The 20,095-nt window shown below is 49.2% G+C and carries 18 protein-coding genes (1 of these 18 cut by a window edge); 16 read left to right on the top strand and 2 right to left on the bottom strand.

All coding sequences use genetic code 11. From position 1 onward, the window contains the following. Nucleotides 1-28 precede the first annotated feature (28 nt). From AN963_RS29550 to AN963_RS29520, 7 genes are all read left to right on the top strand, one after another. Nucleotides 29-478 (top strand): SRPBCC family protein, encoded by a 450-nt coding sequence (locus AN963_RS29550; protein ID WP_055748131.1) that lies wholly within the window; start codon nt 29-31, stop codon nt 476-478. After that, entirely contained in the window at nt 475-1,350 is an 876-nt protein-coding gene (locus AN963_RS29545; RefSeq protein WP_055748130.1) for an FAD binding domain-containing protein, read from the top strand. The genes AN963_RS29550 and AN963_RS29545 overlap by 4 nt, the downstream gene beginning before the upstream one ends. Further along, nucleotides 1,350-1,835 carry a (2Fe-2S)-binding protein gene (locus AN963_RS29540; protein WP_055748129.1) on the top strand — a complete coding sequence of 162 codons (486 nt, stop codon included), beginning with the start codon at nt 1,350-1,352 and terminating at the stop codon, nt 1,833-1,835. The genes AN963_RS29545 and AN963_RS29540 overlap by 1 nt, the downstream gene beginning before the upstream one ends. 4 nt (nt 1,836-1,839) lie before the next feature. Next, on the top strand, nt 1,840-4,197 hold the full coding sequence (locus AN963_RS29535) for a xanthine dehydrogenase family protein molybdopterin-binding subunit (protein WP_055748128.1): 2,358 nt from the start codon (nt 1,840-1,842) through the stop codon (nt 4,195-4,197). A 164-nt stretch (nt 4,198-4,361) separates the two neighbouring features. Further along, nucleotides 4,362-5,144, top strand: coding sequence for an alpha/beta fold hydrolase (locus AN963_RS29530; protein ID WP_055748127.1), 783 nt, complete (start codon nt 4,362-4,364; stop codon nt 5,142-5,144). Nucleotides 5,145-5,488: 344 nt separating this feature from the next. Beyond that, a complete protein-coding gene (locus AN963_RS29525) occupies nt 5,489-6,163 on the top strand; it encodes a response regulator transcription factor (protein ID WP_055748126.1) in 675 nt (224 codons plus the stop codon). Between the two features lie 3 nt (nt 6,164-6,166). Beyond that, on the top strand, nt 6,167-7,579 hold the full coding sequence (locus AN963_RS29520; protein ID WP_055748125.1) for a sensor histidine kinase: 1,413 nt from the start codon (nt 6,167-6,169) through the stop codon (nt 7,577-7,579). 60 nt (nt 7,580-7,639) lie between these two features. Here the strand turns inward: AN963_RS29520 and AN963_RS29515 are convergent, their stop codons facing one another. Then, nucleotides 7,640-8,035: an ArsR/SmtB family transcription factor gene (locus AN963_RS29515; RefSeq protein ID WP_055748124.1), complete on the bottom strand. Its 396-nt coding sequence runs from the start codon at nt 8,033-8,035 to the stop codon at nt 7,640-7,642. Nucleotides 8,036-8,199: 164 nt separating this feature from the next. On the opposite strand from AN963_RS29515, the gene AN963_RS29510 reads away from it, so the two are divergent. From AN963_RS29510 to AN963_RS29495, 4 genes are all read left to right on the top strand, one after another. Next, nucleotides 8,200-8,496 (top strand): hypothetical protein, encoded by a 297-nt coding sequence (locus AN963_RS29510; RefSeq protein WP_055748123.1) that lies wholly within the window; start codon nt 8,200-8,202, stop codon nt 8,494-8,496. A 195-nt stretch (nt 8,497-8,691) separates the two neighbouring features. After that, nucleotides 8,692-10,935: a heavy metal translocating P-type ATPase gene (locus AN963_RS29505; RefSeq protein ID WP_055748122.1), complete on the top strand. Its 2,244-nt coding sequence runs from the start codon at nt 8,692-8,694 to the stop codon at nt 10,933-10,935. Nucleotides 10,936-11,399: 464 nt separating this feature from the next. Further along, a complete protein-coding gene (locus AN963_RS29500) occupies nt 11,400-12,365 on the top strand; it encodes a helix-turn-helix transcriptional regulator (protein WP_055748121.1) in 966 nt (321 codons plus the stop codon). Nucleotides 12,366-12,442: 77 nt separating this feature from the next. After that, complete coding sequence (locus AN963_RS29495; protein WP_055748120.1) at nt 12,443-12,961, top strand: DinB family protein; 519 nt, start codon at nt 12,443-12,445, stop codon at nt 12,959-12,961. On the opposite strand, the gene AN963_RS29490 is transcribed toward AN963_RS29495, so the two are convergent. Then, nucleotides 12,943-14,031: an ATP-binding protein gene (locus tag AN963_RS29490; RefSeq protein ID WP_201783800.1), complete on the bottom strand. Its 1,089-nt coding sequence runs from the start codon at nt 14,029-14,031 to the stop codon at nt 12,943-12,945. The two genes, AN963_RS29495 and AN963_RS29490, sit on opposite strands and share 19 nt — an antisense overlap. Nucleotides 14,032-14,391: 360 nt before the next feature. On the opposite strand from AN963_RS29490, the gene AN963_RS29485 reads away from it, so the two are divergent. The 5 genes from AN963_RS29485 to AN963_RS29465 form a co-directional block, all read left to right on the top strand. Beyond that, nucleotides 14,392-15,615, top strand: a complete 1,224-nt coding sequence (locus tag AN963_RS29485; RefSeq protein WP_055748119.1) for an MFS transporter — start codon at nt 14,392-14,394, stop codon at nt 15,613-15,615. A gap of 36 nt (nt 15,616-15,651) precedes the next feature. Then, entirely contained in the window at nt 15,652-16,032 is a 381-nt protein-coding gene (locus AN963_RS29480; protein ID WP_055748118.1) for an MmcQ/YjbR family DNA-binding protein, read from the top strand. A gap of 88 nt (nt 16,033-16,120) precedes the next feature. Next, the gene (locus AN963_RS29475) at nt 16,121-17,488 is read left to right on the top strand and encodes a sigma-54 interaction domain-containing protein (RefSeq protein ID WP_055748117.1); all 1,368 of its coding nucleotides are present in this window, start codon (nt 16,121-16,123) and stop codon (nt 17,486-17,488) included. Between the two features lie 446 nt (nt 17,489-17,934). After that, nucleotides 17,935-19,320 carry a GntP family permease gene (locus AN963_RS29470; RefSeq protein ID WP_055748116.1) on the top strand — a complete coding sequence of 462 codons (1,386 nt, stop codon included), beginning with the start codon at nt 17,935-17,937 and terminating at the stop codon, nt 19,318-19,320. A gap of 45 nt (nt 19,321-19,365) precedes the next feature. Further along, on the top strand, nt 19,366-20,095 hold the 5' portion of the coding sequence (locus AN963_RS29465; RefSeq protein WP_055748115.1) for a 3-hydroxybutyrate dehydrogenase. 56 nt of this gene lie beyond the right edge of the window; the window shows 730 of its 786 coding nt (coding positions 1-730); its start codon is at nt 19,366-19,368; the stop codon falls past the right edge of the window.

Here is a 20,095-nt window from a genome sequence, read left to right as displayed (position 1 = left end):
AACATGATGCCAGCGGGGAGTGAAAACGATGAATTTAGCAGGTGAGACGAAGTTTAAAGAGTCGAGTCAGAATATTTGGGATGCTTTGCATAATCCGGAAATTTTGAAAGGTGCCATTCCTGGCTGTGAGCGCTTGATTCTCAAGGAAAACGGCGAATACGATGTCGTTTTGAAATTGGGTGTAGCTGCTGTCAAAGGTGAATATATCGGTCAAGTAAAGCTGGAGGATATCGAGGATGGATCCCATTATGTCCTGCTTGCTGAAGGAAGTGGCTCTCCAGGTCACGTGAAGGCGAAAATGGATTGCAAATTGGTGCAAACAGATAAAGGATGTACGTTGATTTGGGATTGTGACGCAGAAGTAGGCGGAATGATCGCAAGTGTGGGTGGACGTGTGTTGGGTGGAATTGCAAAGTTCATGGCAGGTCAGTTTTTCAAAGCAATTGAAAAACAACGGGGGAGTGGGGGAGCAGAATGAAACCAGCCGCGTTTGAATATTTGCGCCCGTCGAGTTTGGAGGAAACGCTTCAATACCTCGCCGATCTGGGTGAGGATGCGAAGATTATGTCAGGTGGTCAGAGCCTGATTCCTGTTTTGAACATGCGGCTTTCGACCCCGAAATATTTGATTGATATCGGTAGAGTGGAAGATCTCTCTTATATCCGTGAAGAGGACGGGTACCTCGTTATTGGTGCGTTGACCAAGCATCGCGACGTGGAATTTTCTCCGTTGGTTCAAAAGCTTTGCCCGCTATTGGTTGAGGCTGTTCGTTGGATCGGTCATCCACAGATTCGTCAAAGAGGTACAATCGGCGGAAGCATCGCCCATGCGGATCCATCCGCTGAGCTTCCCTGTGTGATCGCAGCCCTGCGGGGAGAGATTGTCATTGCTCATGCGGACGGCGAAGAGACGGTAACACCTGAGGAGTTCTTCCTGACTTATCTACTCACATCCCTGCAGCCTGACCAATTGGTAAAAGAGCTGCGTTTTCCTATTCTCCCAGAAACGAGCGGATACGAATTTACCGAGGTGGCACGCCGTCATGGTGACTTTGCTCTAGTAGAAATCGCTGCTGTCATCGATCTGGATGAAAATAATGAAATTACGTTGGCGCGACTGGCTGCGGGTGGTGCGAACCCGGTGCCTTGCGTTCTCGAAGAGGCAGAGGAATTCTTGATCGGAAAAGAGCCAACGGAAGAAGTTCTGGAAGAGGCAGCTGTACTGGCAAGTGAACAGGTAGAGCCAGACAGTGATTTGCACGGCTCTGTGGAATACAGACGCTCTTTGGTAAAAACTTTGACCAAACGTGCGCTGCAAACAGCAATCAAACGGGCGGGAGGGACTGCGTGATGAATACGAGAGAAATTACCGTTACCGTAAACGGAAAACGGCTGACTGAGACAGTAGAAACACGCATACTTCTGGCTGACTTTATACGCGATCATCTGAACCTGACAGGTACACATTTGGGTTGTGAACATGGTGTCTGTGGAGCATGTACCGTATTGGTAGACGGAAAGGCTGCACGTTCCTGTTTGATGCTCGCTGTACAAGCAGACGGCAGCAGCGTAGATACCGTAGAGTCATTGGTAAATGAGGATGGAACCCTGCATCCACTCCAGCAGGCATTTTCAGATAATCATGCCCTGCAATGCGGTTTCTGTACTCCTGGTTTCATGATGACGCTCGTTGATTTCCTGAATGAGAACCCGAACCCGAATGAGACCGAGATTCGTGAAGCCATTTCCGGTAATTTGTGCCGTTGCACAGGATACGCCAACATAGTCAAAGCAGTAGAGCAGGCTTCTCATGCGCTTGCCAAACAAGGAGAGTGAACCGATGGCAACTCTAGTTGGACAAAGCTTGAGACGTAAAGAAGATTATCGCATGGTGACGGGTACAGGTCAGTTTGTAGCAGATATCAAGAAAACAGGGATGGTAGAAGCAACCTTCGTTCGCAGTACACATGCGCATGCGAAGATTAAAAAGATCGATGTCGAGGCAGCAAAAGCACTGGATGGAGTCTATGCCGTCTACACCGGAGCTGACTTGGTAGGAAAAGTTAAACCGCTTACACAGATCGATTCCCACTGTCGTTTGCCAAAGCATATTGAAGATCAGATCCAACCGATCATGCATCATAATGAAGAGCCTGTGCTGGCTCAGGGCAAAGTGATGTATGTGGGTCAGAGCGTAGCAGTTGTCGTTGCGAAAAACCGTTATGTCGCAGAAGATGCGGCTGCATTGATCAAAGTCGAGTACGAGGCATTGCCCTCTGTAGTGGATCCGTTCAAGGCGCTGGAAGAAGGAGCACCACTGGTTCAGGATATTTTGGAAAGCAATCTGCAATCCTACTTCCACTTGCCTGTAGGTGATTATGAAGAGGTCCTGAAAAAGGCTGACCACGTACTGAGCGGACGTTTCACCTCACCACGGGTTTCCTCCAACCCAATCGAGACACGTGGTGTTGTTGCGACGTACGAGAGTCGTGGTGACCAGCTGCACATTTGGTCTTCCACGCAAATGCCTTTCGAGGTTCGTCATTATGTGGCGAAAATCTTGGGTCTGGTCGAACAAAACATTCGCGTGACTGCCCCTGATGTAGGTGGTGGTTTTGGACCAAAAGGCGGTCTCTACACCGAGGAAGTCATGCTGGCTTACCTGGCGAGAGAGCTGAACCGTCCTATTCGCTGGATTGAAGACCGCGTGGAGAGCATGAGTGCTGCGCGTCATTCGCGTGACCAAATTCACGATATTGAAGTGGCGTTTATGAATGATGGTACGATCCTGGGCCTGAGAGACCATTTTGTCCTGGACGTCGGTGCGATCAACTACTTCGCGCTCACTTGCGCGTACAACAGTGCGGCGCATTTCCGCGGAGCTTACAAGATTCCAGTATTTGACCTCACGTGTCGGATTGCCTTGACTCACAAAACACCAAACGTTCCTTACCGTGGTGCGGGACGCCCAGAAGTTGTTTTGGCGATGGACCGGATGGTAGACATGGTCGCTCGTCATTTGGGCAAGGACCCAGCAGAAGTCATGCTGAAAAATATCATTCCTGCGGAAGAAATGCCTTATAGCCAAGGCATGTACTATAAAGATGGAGGCGAGCTGATCTACGATAGCGGTGACTATCCAGAAGCGTTCCACATGGCACTGGAAATGTCGGGCTACAAAGACATTCGCGCCAACCAAGAAGAGTGGAGAAAAGAAGGCAAATACATCGGGATTGGAATTTCTTCCAACGTGGAAGGTACCGGTGTAGGACCATTTGAGGGTGCAAAAGCGGCAATCGACGCTTCCGGCCAACTCATGATCCACACAGGTTCTTCGCCACAAGGACAAAGTCATGAGACCGTCTTTGGACAAGTCGCAGGTGATGTGCTGAACGTCGGACTGGATAACGTAACGGTAAAATGTGGGGATACAGCTCTCTTGGGCTTTGGTGCAGGTACGTACGCGAGTCGAAGTGCAGTAAACGCAGGTTCTGCTACGCACTTTGCTGCTGAGAAGCTGCGTAAGAAGGTGCTGGCGGTTGCAGGACACGTCATGGGTATTGCTGCGGATGAATTGACGATGAAAGATGGTGTCGTGTACGCAGAAAAACTGCCAGATCAACAGATGACCTTTGCAGAAGTTTATGCGGCTGCTGCACCAGGTCCGCGCTGCAAGGTTCCCGATGGTATGGAGCCGGGTCTAGAGGTCACTCACTATTTCGTGCCACCAACCGTAACTTACTCTTCTTCCTTCCATATTGCTGTGGTGGAAGTGGATGTAGAAACGTGCTTTGTCGAGATCAAAAATTACTACATCGTGCATGACAGCGGTCGTGTCATCAATCCAATGATCGTAGAAGGCCAGGTGCAAGGTGGCTTCGCGCAAGGTCTGGGTACGGCTCTGTACGAAGAAATCGTCTACAACGACAACGGTCAGCTGTTGACGGGTACGTACATGGACTACCTGATGCCGACCTCGATGGAAGTACCAAAAGCAGTACAAGGCGAGCAAGAGTACTACTCTACTCGTAACCCACTCGGTGTCAAAGGGGTAGGTGAGAGCGGAGCGATTTCTTCCCCTGCAGCAATCGCCAACGCAGTAGTAGATGCGTTGTCTCCATTCAATATCAAGATCGACCGTCTGCCAATTAGCCCGAACCGCGTGTTTGGTTTGCTGCAAGACCGTCAAAACGCATAATCGTACAAAACAATAGCAATAGAACAAAAAGGGGCGCATCAATCAGAGCGCTTCTTTTTCTTTTGTCTTCTAGCAAGAGGAGAGCTTGTTCTAGCTTCTAGTCTTTTGGCATAGCATGGGATGGAATACGGCGCAAAGAAAATCAGGTAAGAAGGGTGATTGCGATGAAGCTCTCCATCAGCCTCAAAACAGGTCTGGAAATGAAGTATGTAGAAGCTGGTCCACAGGAAGCACAGGTCTTGATTCTCTTGCATGGCCTTACTGATTCGAGCCGTTCCTGGTCGTTGTCTTTGCCTGAGCTGGCCAAGGACTACCACGTGTATGTGCTGGATCAGCGAGGGCATGGCGATTCGGTTGCTCCGGACGGTCCCTATACGTTGTCAGACTTTGCGGATGATGTCATTTCGTTTATGGATGCCTTACACATTGAGAAGGCCTCCATCGCAGGCCACTCGATGGGGAGCTTTATCGCTCAGTACATCGCGATCAAATACCCAGAACGCGTTTCCAACTTGATTCTCGTAGGCTCAGCAGACAAAACAGTAGGGAATGGGACGCTGGACTGGCTGTGGGAGAACATTCAACAGATTCAAGATAAGGTCGATCCTGCCTTTCTCGAAGAGTGGACTTCTACGCCTACTCCCGTTGACACCGAGTTTCTAGCACAGTTAAAAGAGGAGACAGCTGCTGTCCCCATCTCTGTATGGAAGAGCGCGACCCACATGCTGATGACGGACGATTACAGCGCTCGTCTATCTAAAATCAGTGCGCCGACCTTGATCATCTGGGGAGAACAGGACGCTGTGTTTCCTTTCGAAGATCAGGTGCGTTTACAAGCAGCGATTCCCCATGCCCAGTTCAAGCGTTACCCGGACGTCGGTCACAACATCCAGTGGGAAATCCCCCAAAAGATCGGGGAGGATATTGCGGCGTTTGTAAAAGCGTAGCCGAAAAAGAATCGAGAGAAGGGAAGCCATCGTCATGCACCTCGTGCGGCGATGGTTTTTTTGACGTTGTCCAGCCCAAGACGTTATCCTTTGTTCATCCGATGTTCATACAGGATCGATAAAGTGGTGTTGTAATAAGTAATGACAGGTTCGTATGTGATCCAGGCATGCGTAATGACGATAAAATTGGGGAAAAAGGAGAATGTGTATGTATGCGGGAATGTATTTCGCACATATCATGGGTCTTGCCATCTGGTTTGGGGCATTGTTAGTTGGTATCTTGCTTCTCCGCAGCGCGCGTTATTGTCAGCCTGCGATTGGCATAAACAGGGGGGATCGGCAAGATGAAGGTTTCGATTCTGGTCGCTGACGACGATCCGCACATTCGCGAACTGTTGCGATTTTATTTGGAAAAAGAGGGGTATCAAGTAATAGCCGCCTCTGACGGAGAGAAAGCAGCGGCTATGATGGAAGAAGAACAGATTCATTTGGCTGTCGTGGATATTATGATGCCCGGGAAAAATGGATGGGAGCTATGCCGCGAAATTCGGGACGCCTACGATATTCCAGTCATCATGCTGACAGCCAAAGGCGAGGTGCGAGACAAGGAGAAAGGGTTTAAGGCGGGTACAGACGACTACTTGACCAAGCCGTTCGAGCCGATGGAGTTGCTGTATCGGATAAAGGCGTTGCTGCGTCGCTATCAGATGGTCAGCAAGCAGGTCATCGTCATGAACCAAACGGTCATTGATCGCTTGAGTCACGTCGTGAAAATAGGGGAGGAAAGCATCCATCTCCCCCTGAAGGAATTTGAGCTGCTGGTACAGCTGGCGAGCTTTCCGGATCGTACGTTTACGAGAGATCAGCTGCTGAAGCTGGTCTGGGGCAGCGAGAGTGAGAGCGAGAGCAGAACCATCGATGTTCATATCAAACGACTGCGCGAAAAATTCGCGGATAAGACGGACGACTTTGTCATTTCTACGGTCCGTGGCTTGGGCTACAAGCTGGAGGTACGATAGCGGGTGAAGTCTCTCTATGTACGTCTCGTCCTTACCTTTATCGGGATTGTGATCATCAGCGGAACACTGGGCTTTCTACTCGCCAATGAGTATTATCAACAAAACTTGAGAGCGTACAATGAACAGAAAATCACCCGGATCGGAACGGAGATCATCAGCTTGTACGAAAAACGCTCCGCTCTTGATTTGCAGGGCTTTATGACGCATATCGCTAATCTGAACTTTCAATTGTACATGGTCGATGAGCAGGGGAAGGGGACTGAGTTTGGAGCTCCATTTCGGGATTATGAGATAAGTCCGGAAGTCCTGCAAAAAGTGCTTTCGGGTGAAATCTACCGAGGAATCTCGGAAGAACAGCATGGCTTGTTTGTGACCGGCTTTTTTGAGAACACGTTGAAGAACAGCATTGGACTGCCGTTAGAGGAAAACGGTAAGAAATATGCGCTATTTGTGCGCCCTAACATCGAACAGCAATTCGGTGAAGTTCATATTTTGTTTGCCTTTCTGCTTGCTGCGATGCTGTTCATTAGCATGATTTTGATCCTCGTCTTTACGCGGTACTTGGTAAAACCGATCAAGACGCTGACCCGTGCGACCAAAAAGCTGGCGGAAGGCGACTACGAAATCCAGCTCGATATTACGCGCCGAGATGAGATCGGATATTTGGCTGCGAACTTTACGCAAATGACGCAATCTTTAAAGCAGCTGGATGATATGAGACAGGAATTTGTGTCCAACGTCTCTCACGAAATCCAGTCGCCGCTCACGTCGATTCAAGGATTTTCTCAAGCGATCCGCAGTGGCGGCGTGACCCGAGAACAGCAGGAGGAGTACCTCACCATCATCGAGGAGGAGAGCAAACGACTGTCCTCCCTAAGCAAACAACTGCTGACGTTGGCTTCTCTGGATAAAGAAACAGGTCTGTATGAACCAACTGTCTATCAGCTGGACGAGCAAATCAGGCAGGTGCTTTTGATGCTAGAGATCCAATGGCAAAAGAAACGGCTCCAGATAGATCTGGATTTACCGGAAACGTTGGTCTGTGCCGACAAAGCATTGCTCAATCAAGTATGGATCAACCTGTTAGCCAACAGCATCAAGTTTACTGAGCCAGGAGGTTCTATTCGTATCGAAATTCGCCAAGATACCGATATTGAGGTCTCCCTGACAGATACTGGCATCGGGATATCTGAAAACGAGCTCACCCATATATTCGACCGCTTTTATAAAGGAGACAAATCGAGAAATCGTACAGAAACGGGGAGTGGTCTGGGACTAGCAATCGTCAGGAGAATTATTCAAATCGTAGGAGGCAGTCTCCACATAGAAAGCGAGCAAGGGGAAGGAACGAGAGTGACTGTCAAGCTTCCCGCAGCGCTCCCTGTTTCGCTGGAGCGCCCGGACAAGAGAGGATAAAGAAAAAAAGGATTACTCCGCAAGGTGCAGGGAGTAATCCTTTTCTAGTGCAATGCCTCATCATCCGTTGCTTTCTGAATTCACGGGAACTCTTTGTTCCTTGGCGTGTTCAACGCCTGCTGAGATGAGATGGCGAACGTGGTCATCATCGAGTGAATAGAAAACGAGCTTTCCTTCTTTCCGATACTTGGCAAGACCCATATTACGTAGCAAACGCAAATGGTGAGACGTATTGGCAATCGAGCTGCCAATAATAGCGGCGATATCACAAACACAGAGCTCGTCTTCCAAAGACAGGATGTGAATGATTTTGGCGCGCGTATCATCAGCCAATGCCTTGAAAATCTTAGCGACACCGATGGATTCGGCAGCGTACGGCTTTAAGCGATTTACTTTTTCATCATCAAAACACTGAACTTCACAGATATCGTCCTGTTCTTTTGGAGACACCGGAATTCACCTCTTGCCTCATTACAATGTCCTATTATTATAGTCATTCGCAGGAAAACTGGGAAGGAAAAACGACATTTTGATGACGTGGTAGTGTCCCCCTATTTTTTGGTGTAAGATTAAAATGTTCAATCGGAATGTTTAACGTGGAAAGGAACTGGGAGATATTCATGAACGTACAGCAAAAATGTCCAAAATGCCGTTCCAAAAAAATTGACTTTACCGAGTCGATTAATCGACTTCTCTATACCATCATCTATGCATTGGTCTTGGCGGTGCTGGCCTGGATTGGAATTTCCGTAAAAGGAACCCCTGTCATTTTCCTGTTTCTCGGTCTGTCTGGAGCGTTCGTGCTCTTTGCCATTCGTTTGGCGCTCGAGAAACGCAAAGTGATTAAATGTCTTTGTCTGGACTGCGGCGAACGCTGGCAAACCGTACCGAATCCAAAAGAAAACGCTGTTCGTTAATCTTTCAGGGGCTTTCCACAAGGGAGTCTCTTTTTTGTGCATAAAGGGAATAGGGCGTACGAAAAATAGGCTGAAAAATCAAATTCTATTCTTGAACCAACTGAAGGGTTGGGATACTATAATAATTAAATGTTTGTTTGAATGTTATTGGATGAATGAGGACAAAATAGTGGATTAGAAAATAGGTGAGAGCAGATGTCAGAGGACGAAAAAAAGAGTGCCTGCTGTAGCGATCATCACCAGTGCGGCACAGATCATGTGCATGATCATTCAGGCATGAAACTGCTCCCTGTGATCGGTAGCGAAACGGCTGCTGCTGGAGCGATCAGTATGGAGCGTTTATCCAGAGGAGCGGTTTACCGGATCATCGGGATGGATTGCAGCTCGTGCGCCAAATCATTGGAAAAACACATGAAATCAATAGCGGCTGTGCAGGAAGTAAGCGTGAATTTTTCTACGGGAAAAATGCAGATCGTGCAACAAGGCCTCTCCGATGAAGCGATCGTCAGTGAAGTGTCCAAGGCAGGATACGCAGCGAGCCCACTGTCTCGGGGAAGAGGGCAAAAGACGGAACAAACGGACGGGGTGGGTACTAGACTTGCGGTCATCTCGGGTATTTTGCTCGCGCTAGGCTTTCTGGGCTCGTTCACGAGTATTCCTGAGCCTGTCTTGATCGTTTGTTACGCATTGTCCATGATTGTCGGGGGTTACCGACCTGCTCGCAGCGCCTTTTACGCGATCAAAAGTGGTTCGTTAGACATGAACGTGCTGATGTCTGTAGCTGCGATTGGAGCCGCCTTGATCGGAGAGTGGCTAGAAGGGGCGACAGTTGTTTGGCTGTTTGCCATCGGAAACTGGCTGCAAACCAATTCCATCGAGAAGACACGTGATTCGATACGTACCCTGATGGATCTGGCACCGGCCGAGGCGTGGGTAAAGCAAGGAGCATCCATGGTCAGACGGCCTGTGGAGGATGTCGGTGTAGGGGATGTAATCGTAGTCAAACCGGGCGAAAAAGTACCTTTGGACGGAGAAATCCTCGCTGGAGTCTCCAGCGTCAATCAGGCGCCGATTACGGGCGAGTCCATTCCGGTTGATAAGCAGGTAGGTGATTTTGTGTTTGCGGGTAGTGTCAACGAAAGCGGATCGCTGGAAGTGAGAGTGACCCGACTCGTCGAAGATACGGCCATCGCGAAAATCATTCATCTGGTCGAGGAAGCGCAGGAGAAAAAGGCTCCTACCCAAGCGTTTGTCGATAAATTCGCGGCGTTGTACACACCGATTGTCCTCGTCCTGGCTTTACTCGTTATTGTTTTTCCTCCGTTATTTGGTTGGGGGACGTGGGGCGATTGGTTCTACAAAGGTCTGGAGCTGCTAGTCGTAGCATGTCCGTGCGCGTTGGTTATTTCGACGCCGGTGGCCATCGTATCTGCGATTGGGAATGCAGCGCGAAACGGTGTGCTGATCAAAGGCGGAACCTTCCTGGAAAAAGCGGGAGCGATTACGGCTATTGCTTTTGACAAAACGGGTACATTGACTGTGGGCAAGCCGCAGGTCTCCCAGATCGTAGCACCATCGGACAAGGAGGACGAAGTGCTGGCGATCGCTCGAACGATCGAGGAGCACTCCCGCCATCCGATTGCGCAGGCGATCCTGGCGTATGCGAATGAAAAGAAGATCGCGTCCTTGGTTGGCCAAGATTTTCGCGTCCTCGTCGGAAAAGGAGCGGAAGCCACGATTGATGGAGAGAACTATTTCGCAGGGAAGCCGGCTCTGTTTTCAGAAAAGGGAGTTTCACTCACAGCCTGGACGGACCAGATCGAGTCGTTGCAGCAAGAAGGCAATACGATTGTGATGATCGGTACTTCTCAAGCGATTCTCGGAATGATCGCCGTGTCTGATATGATTCGTGATATTTCCGTGGGTGCAATCGGCAAGCTGAAAGCAGCGGGAATTGACGAGATTGTCATGCTGACAGGTGACAACCGCGGGACAGCCGCAAAGGTGGCGAAGCTGACAGGAGTCAGTCGTTATTTTGCAGAGCTGTTGCCGGAGGATAAAGTAGCGGCCATCAAAAAACTGCAGCAAGAAGGAAAGACAGTGGCGATGGTCGGGGACGGGATCAACGATGCGCCAGCACTGGCGACTGCGGATCTGGGTATCGCCATGGGTGGTGCCGGTACGGACACGGCGATGGAAACAGCAGATATTGTGCTCATGGCCGACAATCTGGAGAAGCTCCCCCACACAGTAAACATCAGTCGCAAAGCACTGCAGATCATCCAGCAAAACATCTGGTTCTCGATCATAGTGAAGCTGGTGGCACTCATCCTGATCTTCCCCGGCTGGCTGACCCTGTGGCTGGCCGTTCTAAGCGATACAGGAGCGGCGCTGATCGTGATTTTGAACAGCATGAGGCTGTTGAGGATGAAATCGTAAAAGTGAATGGTAGGAATGAGACCCTTCTGGCGTAAATGCGGAAGGGTTTTTATGTATGCTCTCCCAGAGACGTTTACTTTTAGACGTTGCTCTGACGGGAAATAGCGAAGCATAACAAGCAAACAGAAAGTACTAAAAGCCAGCCTAACCAGAATAGCAGTCCAGGAAAAAGGAGAAAAAAGCGAAGGTATTAGGGACACAGCCGAGGCGGAATGGAAAAAGCGGAACACGCTAGAGCGTCCACCTCTGAAATACTCCCTGGAAGCGACAACTTTGGACGCCGTTCCGCTTTTGGAATGGAGCCGTACAGGGATGCCCCCGCGCAAGTGTCCCTACTAACCTGGAGCGTTTTCTCCTTTTTCCGCCCCACCACTACGGTATCTCGGTTCTTTTCTAATGGTCGACAATGCATGTAATTGTTAAAATAGGGAAACAATACAGACAATAGGAAAAAGGAGAACGAGATGTCCAAAGCGGATAACATGCTCTCTATCTTGTGGCTGTTGCAGACAGGAAAGCGATTGACTGCCAAACAGTTGGCCGAAGCATTGGAAATGAACATCCGAACCGTCTACCGCTACATTGACGCTTTGTGTGCCAGCGGAGTCCCCATTGTTGCAGATGCCGGACATAACGGTGGATACAGCCTCCTCCAGCCTTTTGCCGATGCACCACTCCTCTTTGATTTGAATGAACAAAAATCATTGGTTCACGCAGCCGTGTTCGCTCAAGAGGCAGGGTATCCTTTCGGCGAGGATTTGGATCGCGCCATTGCCAAGCTCAAACGGTATACCAATGAAGAACAGCGTGGAGCGATTGAGCGACACAGCAGAGGCTTTGAAGTTATTTTGCCGCCTGCAAATCCGTTGCTTGCGTCGCTTCTTCAAGAACTGGAAATCTCCGTGGCAAATGAGCTCACCCTATGTATGGAATACCAGAAAAACTATCAGAACGAATTTCAGACCAGGCTGATTGACCCCTATGGACTCGTTCACTGGAAAGCGAATTGGTATATCGTCGCTTTTTGTCACCTGCGAGGGGAAATTCGCAGTTTTCGTGTCGATCGAATTGGTAAGATGACTCCTACAGATTCGACATTTCAGCGACCTGCTTTATTTTCAGCTCGACAATATTTTCTGACCAGCCTCTTATCCGACTCAGATCAGCTAGAAAAACCGATCTCCGTACACATCATAGGAAGAAAACAGGCCATCAACGATCTGTGTGGACACTGGTTTCTCGGACGTACCTTGGTAGATCGCTCTCATGAGCATGCTCATTTTCAAGTAGAGGAAAAGCTCGTCCATACCCAGGTTCCTCACTTCCTGCTCCCTTTTGGAAAAGCCATACGTGTTCAGGAACCTTCCTTCTTAAATGAACGGCTGGCGGCGATCGCGGCAGATTTACATCAATACTATCAATCGAACTAACTTCACTGACAGTCAATGTCAGGGAAGGAACGGTATGATCGAATTATCTCAGGGGAAGTAAAAAGGAGGAAGCTCGAATGACACATGACTCTCTGCGTTTGTATAAATACAATGTATGGGCAAATGAAAGGGTATTCCAACGCTTGCAAGAGGTTCCGCGCGAGGTTTGTGAACAGGAAATCCAGAGCGTATTCCCGACCATTACGCAGGCGTTAAAGCATATTCTGTTGACTGACCATGTGTGGTTGTTGGCGATGAAAGGGGACACCTACGAAAATGTAGGAAAGACGGTAGGACGGCTGTCACAAGAGCTAGAGGGTAAGGGACTGGACGAGATTCATGCAGGATTTATAGACGTCTCAAAAAAATTCAAAGACTTTTTCTCGCAAATCGATCTGAATGCTACCGCACCCTATTCGCATCCGACCATGGGAACGATTCATGCCCCTTACAGCGACATTATCCAGCATGTCGTCAATCACGGAACCTATCATCGCGGCAACATTTCGGCCATGCTGCGTCAGCTAGGTCATGCAGGAGCTTCCCACGACTACATCTACTTCTTGTTTGAAGAAAGTCAAAAACAAAATAGCTGAAAGAGGACATAGCAAAAGCTCCGCCATGATCCGGCAGAGCTTTTGTTGTTTACCGTTTTTTTTGCCGCCCCGAACTGCTGACTGACTCGTTCACTGAGCCCGACCCAGAACTGTCCAATGTTTGGTTTAGGGTCACCGATGATACTTACATCCTTTTGTCCAAAGTCATAGATGACGTCCTGGTTTTCCTGGAGCAGACCGATGTACACCTTCACGATTTCAGCCGTTTTGCTGTCAGGACGTGTCTTCACGAAGTCTCGATAGCTTTTCTTTACAGCCGGAAGCAATTTCATCGTGCTCTCGTCGATAGCCTCGTACCGGTAATCGGACAAATACGCTTTCAGATAATCGGTGTAGAGGGTTTGCACCTGCGATTTTTTGAGACCTGATGGATGTGCGGTGAGGTAGTTTTCCGCCGTCAGCATGCGTTTGCCCAATTCTTCACGCGAGATCTTCAAACCGCCATCGCCAGAATATCCTTTCTTCATTTCCATGGACTGAATCACGAGGTAGTCTTTCAGATCGTTCGATAAAGAGGAGGCGTAGGCTGCTTGCAAGGCCACATAATCGACTTGCCAGTAGAAGGACATGTCAGAGGTAGCCATGAGCCTCAGTTTTCCCGCTGTTTGAGCGAGTAGCCATTGCTTGAGATTATCGTCATTTTGGATCTTGTTGAAGTCATAAGGATATTCGAGCGCATACAGTTTTTCCGTCACACCTGGCTGCTGCAGCAGGTTGCGGAAGTTATCGTCCACAGCAGGCACATTTCCTTTGTAGAATGACTCCAGCGCCACAAACATCTGGTCAGCTGTTTTGGAATCTACCTGCTTCAGATGTTCGTCCAGGAAAGCGGTGACCTCACGTGCTTCCTTTGCTTTGGAGATGATTACCTGGAGCTGCTGGAGCACATCTGCCTCTTGGTTCGTCCCATTCGGACTAGAGGTGGCAGGGGGAACATTACTTTGAGGAGCAGGTTGTGGTTTGACAGTGAGTTGTTTGTCATCGTTCCCGCAACCGGTTAAAAGGACGAAAGCGAGAAAAGGGATAAGGGTGCAGCTATAACGTTTCATCGTATCATTCACTCCGTTTTCATTCGTATAGTAATGGAGCCGCGCTCCCAGTGGCAAGCCGTAGTAGAGATATATAGGGGATAAGACGAAAGATCGTCTTATGCGCTCTTCCGTCTTGGGAAAAGCGATCGCTCTCACTCACAAATAGTTGACGACCAGTAGGACTCCAGACAATCTACTAAGTCCTATTTCCAAAAATAGCATTTGAATTCTAAACGATGCGTTTTTCTGGATAGGATTAGTATGTGCATATTGGCAAATAGATGGTAGCTCCCGCATGATCGTGCTGGGATATCTATGTCTTTTTGTGATGGTATGCGATGCCTCCTGTCCAGAGAAAATGGATAAGGAGGTTTTTTTGTGTCTGAATTATTTCGAAATCGCTACGTGCGGGCCATCCTGCTTTCGGGTCTGCTCTTACAAGTTGGGATATGGGTGCGCAATTTCGCCATTTTACTCTATGTGATGGACCGTACAGGAGGAGATCCTCTGGCCATTTCCATGATATCCGTAGCCGAGTATGCACCGATCTTTTTGTTTTCGTTTTTGGCAGGAACCTTTGTAGATAGATGGAGACCCAAACGAACGATGGTCTGGTGCGATCTCATCAGCGCAGTATCGGTGATAGCGGTGCTGCTGACATTTGTTTATGGTACATGGAAAGCTGTCTTTTTCGTGACGTTGGTATCGTCTATTTTGTCACAGTTCTCCCATCCTTCAGGGATGAAGCTATTCAAGCTGCACGTCCCAGCAGAACAATTGCAAGCGGGAATGTCTCTGTACCAGACCTTGTTTGCCATCTTCATGGTTCTGGGCCCGATCCTAGGTACGTTTGTATTTCAGACCTTTGGCATGGAGATGGCGATGGTCATCACAGCCGTGGCTTTTTTGCTCTCTGCTTTGGTGTTATTCTTTCTGCCACCTGATCCAGTGGAAGAGTCATCTGCACAGCCGTCTGCGCTCTGGACGGAGATGGCCAGCGGGATTCGTTATGTAAAGGAAAATCGTGTACTCACGTTGCTGGGCCTGTGTTTTATGGCGGCTGGTCTGTCGATTGGAATGGTGCAGCCTCTTGGAATATTCCTAGTGACGGAACGATTGGGCCTGCCTAAAGAGAGCTTACAATGGCTGCTCATGCTCCAAGGTGTAGGAATGATCGCTGGGGGAGCCTTGACGATGACTCTCGCGAAAACAGTGGCTCCTCAAAAGCTGCTTGTCATCGGTTTGTTGGGCAATGCGATTGCGTTAGCGTTTTGTGGTTTCTCCACGCAGCTGTGGCTGACATTGGTTGCTCAGCTGCTAAGCGGCTTGCTGTTGCCTTGTATTCAGATTGGGATTAACACGATGCTCCTGAAGCATACGGAGAGCTCATTCATCGGCAGGGTAAACGGGATTTTGATTCCGATGTACACGGGTTCCATGGTGGTGACGATGAGTGTGGCAGGCGTGTTAAAGGAACAATTTTCGCTGGTGTCCATCTACTTGCTGTCTTCCTTGCTCTTTGTAGTGGGTACGATGTTTATTATGCCGCTCTATCGGATGCAAGAAGGAAAGATAGCTGAAAAAGGGGAACAGGTAGGGTAGTAAGAATTCGTTCGTGAAACAGGAGGGATTCGTGAGATGGGACACCATCCAATTTCTTCAAAAGAGGGTCTGGCTTTAGTCGATCAGGTCCGCAAATTGGCGATGCGATTGCCGGAGGTCTCGGAACAAGTGGATGCTTTCGGACACACTTCTTTTCGAGTGAGCGACAAGCCTTTTGTCATGCTGGGTGAGGGCGGTGAGGAAGGTCCTTCGCTGTCCATCAAGACGCTTCCCATCACGCAGGAGCACCTTTTGCAGCGACAGCATTTTTACAAAACCCCTTACATCGGTCAGCACGGCTGGGTCTCGATTTTAGGTAAGAACGTGGCGGACTGGAAGGAAATCGAGAGTTATCTGCTCGAAGGATACTTGCGATCAGCACCGAAGCGTTTAGCGAAGCTGGTCCAGACGACCTGACCGATCGTTCTTTCCAGTTTTACGTCCGTCCCTCTGGAACTCCTGCTATAATTCAAGATAGAAGACTGCCGGGAAAGGAGGAGCCGTTATGGATTGGAATCTTCAACAGATGAGCAAGCTCTTGGAAGCTGTCTTTGAAAATGCACATGAACCCATGATCGTGACGGATAAGGACGGGAAGATCCTCCTCTTGAACAGGAGCTATCGTGAGTTTTTGAATGTACAGGATGTCATCGGCAAACCGGTAACAGAGGTCATTGAAAATACAAGGATGCACATTGTCGGTCAGGCGGGAGTTGCAGAAATTGCAGACATCCAGCAGATCAAAGGCCAGAGCATGATCGCCCACCGCATACCGATTGTGTATGAAGGAAAAGTGCTCGCTGTCCTAGGTACGGTGTTATTTCAGGACGTGCAGGAATTGGCTGCCCTGGCTGCAATGGTCGATCAGCTCAAGGATGAGTTGACGTACTACAAAAAGGAATTGCGCCGCAGAATGGGTGCGACTTATCACATCGATCAGATTGTCGGTTACAGTCAAAAGATGCTGGAGCTCAAGCAATTCTCGCAAAAAGTGGCGAAAAGTGATTCAACAGTTCTCATTACAGGAGAGAGTGGAACCGGCAAGGAACTGTTCGCCCACGCGATTCATGCTGAAAGCAAGCGGAAAATGGGACCTTTCATTCGGGTAAATTGTGCGGCGATCCCGGATTCCCTGCTCGAGTCAGAGCTGTTCGGGTACGAAGAGGGTGCGTTTACAGGAGCAGTACGACGCGGCAAAAAGGGAAAATTTGAACTGGCTAACCACGGAACAATCCTGCTCGATGAGATCGGAGACATGCCGTTGCCTCTGCAGGCAAAGCTGTTGCGCGTCTTGCAGGAGAAAGAAGTGGAGCGAGTCGGGGCGGTACGGACGACGCCGATCGATGTGCGTGTCATTGCCTCGACAAATCAGGATATGTTGACGAGCATCAAGGAAGGCAAATTCCGCGCCGATCTTTACTATCGACTGAACGTCGTATCGCTATCGATCCCTCCAATGCGGGAGAGGCTGGAGGATTTGCCAGAGCTCGTTTCCAATTTGCTAAAGCAATTGACAGAGGCTACAGGAGTGACCGTCAAAGCGATTGATGACGATGTTTGGGCGGTGATGAAAAGCTACTCGTGGCCTGGGAATGTGCGAGAGCTGCGAAACGTGCTGGAGCGAGCGTTGCATTTGATGGAAGATGATGTGTTGAAAAAGGAGCATATCTGGCTCCCCGCATCATTTGAGGAACCGATCGACTCGGTGTTGGTACGTCCGCTAAAGGAAACGCTGGAGTTTGCGGAAAAGGAAGCACTGCTTCACGCAATGAGGGAAGCGGGAGGGAACAAGCTAGAGGCCGCCAAGCTATTGCACATCAGCAAGTCCAGCTTTTACGAGAAGTGGGAAAAGTACCGTTTGGAAAAGGGATAAGAAGCCTAGAAAACCCGGGAGCTGGCAGGTGCGCTGCGTTCTCGGGTTTTTTAGGTTTGCAACGGATTCCGAAATTCCGGAATTCATTCATCGGGCTTTTTGTGAAGCGCTTACAAGGTATTCCGAAAACGCGGAATCAATTTTCCGAAGTTCCGGAAAAATCGGAAGCGATGGACCGTACGATTCTTGGCGGAAAACGTGAAAAGTCATGATACGACAAGATCCTTCACGCTTTTGGAGACTTTGGCACGCTCTATGCAATAGGAAAAGTGTAAGCGGTTTCTTGAGGTCGTTAGGGAGGAGATAAAAAAAGCAGGAGGATGTGGATCTGCCCAACTGGATGATTTTGGTCAAGATGGCAAAGGGTATGATTGTTGTCGCAGGTCCCTCAAATAAACCAAAGATGCCTGGCTATTGGTGACAGGCGTACTTGAAAGGAGAATCGTATGATCATTGAAGTATTGTCCATTGTGATTGCGCTCGGACTCTTAATGTTTTTTGCGTATCGTGGCTATCCTGTAATCGTTTTTGCTCCTATCTTTACTTTGCTGGCGGTCGTCTTGTCCGGGATCGCCCTGTTGCCTAGCTACACCGAGACCTTTATGACCAACGCAGCCAACTATGTGAAATCATTTTTCCCTATATTCCTGCTTGGCGCGATTTTCGGAAAGATGATGGAACTGAGTGGAGCAGCGTCCTCGATCGCGCACACGATTGTGAAGGCGTTGGGCTCAAATCGTGCCATACTTGCTGTCGTTCTTGCTTGTTCGATTCTGACGTATGGTGGTGTGTCGCTGTTCGTCGTGGCATTTGCCGTATATCCATTTGCTGCAGCTATTTTCCGTGAAGCAAATATCCCGAAGCGTTTGATTCCGGGTACGATCGCGCTGGGTGCGTTTACTTACACGATGGATGCATTGCCTGGTACACCGCAGATTCAAAACATTATCCCAACCACTTATTTTGGTACGGATGCATACGCAGCACCTCTCGTGGGAATCATTGGAGCGATCATGGTCTTTGTAGGAGGTATGTACTGGCTGGAGCGCAGACGCAAGCAGGCTGCAGCTGCTGGTGAAGGCTACGGCGAAGGGCATATCAATGAGCCGGAATTGCAGCAACAACAAACTTATATGAACATTTGGATCGCCGTCTTGCCTTTGGCACTGGTGCTGATCGGTAACTATATGTTCAGCCGCGGTATCTGGACCGTAGAAACCTGGTACGATGCTGGCATGCTGAAAGAGTCTTTCAAAATCGAAAAAGTGAAAAACGTTGTTTCTTCTTGGGCTTTGATCATTTCCTTGAGCTTGGGAATCATCGCTGCCTTGCTGATTAATGTGAACCAAGTGAAAAACAAATTGGCGAGTGGCTTGACTGCTGCTGCTATGGGTTCTTTGCTGGCGATCTTCAACACCGCTTCTGAAGTGGGATTTGGAAACGTTGTCAAAACATTGCCTGGTTTCAAATTGATCCAAGGCTGGATCACGGGGGCGAGCAGTCATCCGCTGGTATCGGAGGCTGTTGCTGTAAATGTCTTGGCTGGTGTGACTGGTTCTGCTTCGGGCGGTATGTCTATCGCTCTGGAGGTAGCGGGTAAGCAGTATCTGGAGATGGCGAATGCAGCGGAAATCAGCCCTGAGCTGTTGCACCGCATCGCATCGATGGCTTCTGGCGGTATGGACACCTTGCCGCACAACGGTGCAGTTATCACGCTCTTGGCGATTACTGGCTTGACGCATCGTCAGTCCTATAAAGATATTTTCGCCATCACCGTTTTAAAGACGGCTACTGTATTTATCCTGGCGTTTGCCGTTTCCATCTTCGTATAAACAGCTTGCAGTTCAGTCACGAGAGACAGGAGAGGAGATAGAGAGATGGAGAAACTATTACAACAACAAGTGGCTTTAGTTACAGGTGCAGCGAGCGGGATCGGGCTAGAAATAGCCCGGACCTTCGCTGAGGAAGGTGCCAAAGTGATGATTCTGGACCTCAATCGGGAAGCAGCTGCTGCAGCTGCTTCCCGATTGCAGGGCGAAGGCCATGAGGTTCTCAGTCTAGCATGTGACGTAACCAACGAAGACCAGGTGCAGGAGAGCATCCAAAAAACAGTGGAGCTCTTTGGCAGACTGGACATTCTCGTAAACAATGCCGGGTTGCAATTCGTTTCGCCGATCGAAGACTTTCCTACTGCAAGATTCGAACGCATGATCAGCATCATGCTGACGGCACCCTTCGTAGCGATCAAGCATGCTTTCCCGATCATGAAGCAGCAGGGCTACGGTCGTATCCTCAATATGGCTTCGATCAACGGCTTGATTGGTTTTGCCGGCAAGGCTGCTTACAATAGTGCTAAGCATGGTGTGATCGGACTGACCAAGGTAGCGGCTCTGGAAGGGGCAGCTGATGGTATTACAGTCAATGCGATTTGCCCAGGGTATGTAGACACGCCGCTGGTTCAAAATCAATTGGCTGATCTGGCTACGACGCGAAATGTACCATTGGAAAAGGTAATGGAAGAGGTCATCTACCCGTTGGTTCCACAAAAACGTTTATTGAGTGTGCAGGAAGTAGCTGACTACGCTGTTTTTCTGGCGAGCAAAAGAA

Origin of the sequence: Brevibacillus choshinensis (assembly GCF_001420695.1) — a bacterium.
GTDB classification, from domain to species: Bacteria; Bacillota; Bacilli; order Brevibacillales; family Brevibacillaceae; genus Brevibacillus; species Brevibacillus choshinensis.
The sequence above is the reverse complement of the archived record's forward strand: the minus strand, read 5'-3'. Positions and strand labels throughout refer to the sequence as shown.

Excerpts from the sequence above, each read along its gene's own strand:
- AN963_RS29550 (WP_055748131.1), top strand. The coding sequence starts at position 29 with ATGAATTTAGCAGGTGAGACGAAGTTTAAAGAGTCGAGTCAGAATATT.
- AN963_RS29545 (WP_055748130.1), top strand. The coding sequence starts at position 475 with ATGAAACCAGCCGCGTTTGAATATTTGCGCCCGTCGAGTTTGGAGGAA.
- AN963_RS29540 (WP_055748129.1), top strand. The coding sequence starts at position 1,350 with ATGAATACGAGAGAAATTACCGTTACCGTAAACGGAAAACGGCTGACT.
- AN963_RS29535 (WP_055748128.1), top strand. The coding sequence starts at position 1,840 with ATGGCAACTCTAGTTGGACAAAGCTTGAGACGTAAAGAAGATTATCGC.
- AN963_RS29530 (WP_055748127.1), top strand. The coding sequence starts at position 4,362 with ATGAAGCTCTCCATCAGCCTCAAAACAGGTCTGGAAATGAAGTATGTA.
- AN963_RS29525 (WP_055748126.1), top strand. The coding sequence starts at position 5,489 with ATGAAGGTTTCGATTCTGGTCGCTGACGACGATCCGCACATTCGCGAA.
- AN963_RS29510 (WP_055748123.1), top strand. The coding sequence starts at position 8,200 with ATGAACGTACAGCAAAAATGTCCAAAATGCCGTTCCAAAAAAATTGAC.
- AN963_RS29505 (WP_055748122.1), top strand. The coding sequence starts at position 8,692 with ATGTCAGAGGACGAAAAAAAGAGTGCCTGCTGTAGCGATCATCACCAG.
- AN963_RS29500 (WP_055748121.1), top strand. The coding sequence starts at position 11,400 with ATGTCCAAAGCGGATAACATGCTCTCTATCTTGTGGCTGTTGCAGACA.
- AN963_RS29495 (WP_055748120.1), top strand. The coding sequence starts at position 12,443 with ATGACACATGACTCTCTGCGTTTGTATAAATACAATGTATGGGCAAAT.
- AN963_RS29490 (WP_201783800.1), bottom strand. The coding sequence starts at position 14,031 with ATGAAACGTTATAGCTGCACCCTTATCCCTTTTCTCGCTTTCGTCCTT.
- AN963_RS29480 (WP_055748118.1), top strand. The coding sequence starts at position 15,652 with ATGGGACACCATCCAATTTCTTCAAAAGAGGGTCTGGCTTTAGTCGAT.
- AN963_RS29475 (WP_055748117.1), top strand. The coding sequence starts at position 16,121 with ATGGATTGGAATCTTCAACAGATGAGCAAGCTCTTGGAAGCTGTCTTT.
- AN963_RS29470 (WP_055748116.1), top strand. The coding sequence starts at position 17,935 with ATGATCATTGAAGTATTGTCCATTGTGATTGCGCTCGGACTCTTAATG.